This is a genomic window from Streptomyces odonnellii (assembly GCF_000981895.1).
In the GTDB taxonomy this organism is placed as follows: domain Bacteria; phylum Actinomycetota; class Actinomycetes; order Streptomycetales; family Streptomycetaceae; genus Streptomyces; species Streptomyces odonnellii.
Genome location: NZ_LATD01000583.1, coordinates 1 through 2,676, shown reverse-complemented (window position 1 = coordinate 2,676; position 2,676 = coordinate 1). Strand labels below are relative to the sequence as shown.

Here is a 2,676-nt window from a genome sequence, read left to right as displayed (position 1 = left end):
GTACACGCCGTACCGGATCGCACCCCCGGCCCCCCGCCCGACTCGGGCCGGGGGCCGCAGCCGTCTCCAGGGCTTCTCCAGGCGCTCCCCGGACCCCCTCCGGCAACGCAAGACCCCGCCGTGGCAGTCCATCCGAACCGGTGACAGCGCAGGTGAGTTCTCCCACAACGGACCGTCGTGGAGGAGCGACCAGCCCTTTCGCGCTTTACGCTCGACAAACCGCACAACCCCCGTCGCCCCCCTTCCACGCCACGGAGGTTCACGCTCCATGAAGCTCACCGTCGTCGGCTGTTCGGGCTCGTTCCCCTCCGCGGGATCGGCCTGCTCCAGCTACCTCCTAGAGGCCGACGGCTTCCGGCTGCTCCTCGACATGGGTAACGGCGCCCTTGGCGAGCTGCAGCGCCATGTTGGTCTCTACGACCTCGACGCCATCTTCCTCAGCCATCTCCACGCGGACCATTGCATCGACATGTGCGGCTATTTCGTAGCCCGCTACTACCGGTTCGACGGCGGACGCTGCGACGCGATCCCGGTGTACGGGCCCGAGGGCACCGAGCAGCGCCTCACCACGGCCTACGCGGACACCCCGACGGACAAGTCCATGAGCGAGGTGTTCGACTTCCACACGCTCAAGCCGGGCTCCTTCGACATCGGCCCCTTCTCGGTCCGTACGGAGAAGGTCTCGCACCCCATAGAGACCTTCGCCATCCGGGTCGAGCACGGCGGCCGGTCCCTCACCTACTCCGGGGACACCGGGGTCTGCGAGCCGCTGGTCGAGCTGGCGGAGGACACCGACCTGTTCCTGTGCGAGGCGGCCTTCACATACGGCAAGGAGGACATTCCCGGTCTGCACCTCAACGGCCGCGAGGCAGGCGCCCACGCCGCCCGCGCCCGGGCGCGCAGGCTCGTCCTCACCCATGTCCCGCCGTGGACGGACGGCGAACAGAATCTGGCCGACGCCCGTGCGGTGTACGGAGGCCCGGCGGAACTGGCCGTTCCCGGCGCGGTGTACGAGATCTGACCGACCGCCGGCGCACCGGCCGGCCGGTCGGTGTCCGCCGGTGCCGGTCTGTGCCGGACGGGCGTACGGCCGGCCCGTCCGGCAGGCGGTGAGCGGAAGGGCCCGGCGCGAGCGGAAGGGCCCGGCGCGAGCGGAAAGGCCCGGCAAGGCCTACTTGGCCTCGGCCTTCTGAAGCTCCGCCAGTTCCTCGTCGGACTCACGGCCCGGCGTAGGGATGTTGAACCGGACGATCGCGAAGCGGAACACCGCGTAATAGACCGCCGCGAAGCACAGACCGACCAGCGCCAGACCCCAGGGATTCGTCGCGATACCGAGGTTGAGGAAGAAGTCGACCGCGCCGGCCGAGAAGCCGAACCCGTCCTTCATCCCCAGCGCCCAGGTCAGCGCCATCGAGACACCGGTCAGCACCGCGTGGACCGCGTACAGCGCCGGAGCGATGAACATGAAGGTGAACTCGATCGGCTCGGTCACCCCGGTGACGAACGCCGTGAGCGCCAGCGACAGCATCATGCCGCCGACGGCCTTGCGCCGCTCCGGCCGCGCGCAGTGGGTGATCGCCAGACACGCAGCGGGCAGCGCGAACATCATGATCGGGAAGAAGCCGGTCATGAACTGCCCGGCCGTCGGGTCGCCCGCCAGGAAGCGGTTGATGTCGCCGCTCTTGCCGTCGTACGTACCGGCCTGGAACCAGGGGAACGAGTTCACCAGATGGTGCATGCCGACCGGGATCAGCGCCCGGTTGACCACCCCGAAGATGCCCGCGCCGACCGCGCCGGAGCCGACCAGCCACTCGCCCAGGTGGTGCAGACCCGTGCCGAGGACCGGCCAGAGATAGCCGAAGGCGATACCGATGACCAGACCGGCGAAGGCGGAGAGGATCGGGACCAGCCGCCGACCGCCGAAGAAGCCCGCCCAGTCGGGCAGCTTCGTACGGTAGAAGCGCTGATACAGCAGGGCCACGACGATGCCCATGACAACCCCGCCGAGGACCTTCGCGTCGACCGGCGCGTCCGTCATGACGACCTTGCCGTCCACCACCGAGGCCACCTTGGGCAGGTTCGAGTCGGTGAAGGTGCCCAGGACGCTCTTGAAGACCAGATAGCCGGTGACGGCGGCGAGCGCGGTCGAGCCGTCCGACTTCTTGGCGAAGCCGATCGCGATACCGACCGCGAAGAGCAGCGGCATGTTGTCGAGGATGGCGTTGCCGCCCGCGGCCATAAAGCCCGCGATCTTGGTGATGAACGCGGGGAACGACTCACGGCCGAGCATGTCGGGGTTGCCGAGGCGTACGAGCAGGGCGCCGGCGGGCAGCACGGCGACGGGCAGCATCAGACTGCGGCCGATACGCTGCATCACGGCCATCGCCCGGCTGCCCGGCGACTTCCGCGCCGCCGGCTCGTGCTGTGCCGCGGGGGCGGCGTCGGCCGTACTCATCAACATCCTCCAACCAGGTGCCCGGAACGCGGCGCGCACGGCCACGTGGTCTACACCATTCCAGTGGTGTAGACCTGTTCTAGCACGGGGTGGGTTCGATAAGGAACCTGCGAAAATGTGGCCTGGGCCATAGCGGACGCACGGGCCGGAGCGGGGTTGGCGGCTCCGGGGCCGCGGGCGGTGGCCTGCGGACGGGGCCCATGGGCGGGGTTCGCAGGGGG

General features: G+C 69.3%; 2 protein-coding genes. One reads left to right on the top strand and one right to left on the bottom strand.

Annotated features, from left to right (window positions below):
• The first annotated feature begins 268 nt into the window (after positions 1–268).
• Positions 269–1,021 carry an MBL fold metallo-hydrolase gene (locus WH07_RS35325; RefSeq protein WP_046509263.1) on the top strand — a complete coding sequence of 251 codons (753 nt, stop codon included), beginning with the start codon at positions 269–271 and terminating at the stop codon, positions 1,019–1,021.
• Positions 1,022–1,171: 150 nt separating this feature from the next.
• Here WH07_RS35325 and WH07_RS35320 read toward each other — a convergent pair whose 3' ends face one another.
• Entirely contained in the window at positions 1,172–2,455 is a 1,284-nt protein-coding gene (locus tag WH07_RS35320; protein WP_046509261.1) for a PTS transporter subunit EIIC, read from the bottom strand.
• Positions 2,456–2,676 lie beyond the last annotated feature (221 nt).

Excerpts from the sequence above, each read along its gene's own strand:
- WH07_RS35320 (WP_046509261.1), bottom strand. The coding sequence starts at position 2,455 with ATGAGTACGGCCGACGCCGCCCCCGCGGCACAGCACGAGCCGGCGGCG.
- WH07_RS35325 (WP_046509263.1), top strand. The coding sequence starts at position 269 with ATGAAGCTCACCGTCGTCGGCTGTTCGGGCTCGTTCCCCTCCGCGGGA.